The following is a 480-nucleotide window of genomic DNA, read 5'->3' on the forward strand; positions in this document are numbered from 1 at the left end:
CAGATGCGCGTGCCTGCCGGCAGCGCGATCACTTCAGGCATTCCTGCAGGAACGCTTCGGTGCGCTCGGCAGACAGGCCGCGAATCTTCACGCGCCGCTTGCCGATCTCCACCTCGATCTCGCACACGGGCGTCGGCATCGGCATGCTGCTCATCGCCTCCGATGCTACTGTCGGCTCCGGCGCCCGAAGTACCAATGCCGAGTCGATCACGTCGACGCTCAGCAGTTCCGTGCTCGGCACGCTCGGCGCAACGTCCAGTGCAGGGACAACCAGCTTGCCTTCACGATATTGCTTGCGCCATGCGAACACCACATTGGCGTTGATGTCGTGCCGTCGCGCAACGATCGACACCGACATGCCGGGTTCCAACGTCTCTCTGATCACCTGCTGCTTGAATTCTTGCGCGTACGTGCGATGGGGATGGGCTCGGCCCCCTGCGTTCGACATGGCTGACTGGCTCCGTCAATCTAAACGCGCCC

Annotated in this window: 1 protein-coding gene; it reads right to left on the reverse strand. The window is 62.9% G+C overall.

Translation table 11 applies throughout. The features are described from left to right. Window positions 1–28: 28 nt before the first annotated feature. The gene (locus GWC77_RS30180; RefSeq protein WP_302181396.1) at window positions 29–448 is read right to left on the reverse strand and encodes a transposase; all 420 of its coding nucleotides are present in this window, start codon (window positions 446–448) and stop codon (window positions 29–31) included. Between the last annotated feature and the right edge of the window lie 32 nt (window positions 449–480).

Origin of the sequence: Paraburkholderia sp. NMBU_R16, from assembly GCF_013282575.1 — a bacterium.
Classification (GTDB): domain Bacteria; phylum Pseudomonadota; class Gammaproteobacteria; order Burkholderiales; family Burkholderiaceae; genus Trinickia.